Consider the following 783-nt stretch of genomic DNA (forward strand, 5'->3'; position numbering starts at 1 on the left):
ACCGATACCAATGAAGCATTACAGCTAGCCGAAAGCCTAGAGTTAGACCTAGTATTAGTGTCTGAAGGAAAAGAGGCTCCAGTTGCAAAGATTCTGAATTATGGTAAGCTTCAGTATCAAAAGAAAAAGCGTCAGGCACAAAGTGCTAGACCAGTAGTAAAAGAAGTTCGGTTTGGTTTGAATATAGGTGTAGCTGATTATAAGTTACGTATTGAACAAGCAGTTGGGTGGTTGAGTAAAGGCGATTCGGTGAAATTTGCCGTTCGTTTACGAGGTCGGGAACATCAATATCGTGAGCAAGCTGGAGAACTATTAGATCGGGTTGTAACTGATCTCAACTCTGTAGGAAAAGTTCAATCACTTGATAAGCGTTCACTAATTGCTTTAATCATTCCTGCCTAAATTACTTTTTAAGAGATGTCTTAACTCTAGAAGTGCGATCGCTCTATTCATCCTTGTGAAACGTCGGCGTAATTAAATTAGAGAGTTCAAGTGTTAGTTCCAATCACCAATGCTGTTTGGATCTTGTCAAATTGGGAGCAAAAGAGTGCATGAATTTTTTCTTTGTGAATATCTTTGGTGTTGCGCTTGGCTATAGCCACAGTTATTCTACGCAACAAAGGTGATTAAGCAATTGCTGTCGTTGGTTTTGTGATCAGGTTGGACTGCCTGAGTGTCTAAGCAGCATTAGCAGTGCATTGTTAATTTTCGTGTGTTGCTTGATTTTTACTCCTTTCCCCCCTTTGCTAATAAAAGCTAGTAATGCTAGATTTCCAATATTTG

At 39.5% G+C, this 783-nt stretch carries 1 protein-coding gene; it reads left to right on the forward strand.

All coding sequences use genetic code 11. The annotated features are described in order from the left end of the window. Nucleotides 1-402: translation initiation factor IF-3 (gene infC, locus G1O98_RS38435; RefSeq protein WP_163939712.1), on the forward strand; the 402-nt coding region annotated here is incomplete at its 5' end. Nucleotides 403-783 lie beyond the last annotated feature (381 nt).

The sequence above is a fragment of the Nostoc sp. UIC 10630 genome, from assembly GCF_010747425.1.
Classification (GTDB): domain Bacteria; phylum Cyanobacteriota; class Cyanobacteriia; order Cyanobacteriales; family Nostocaceae; genus Nostoc.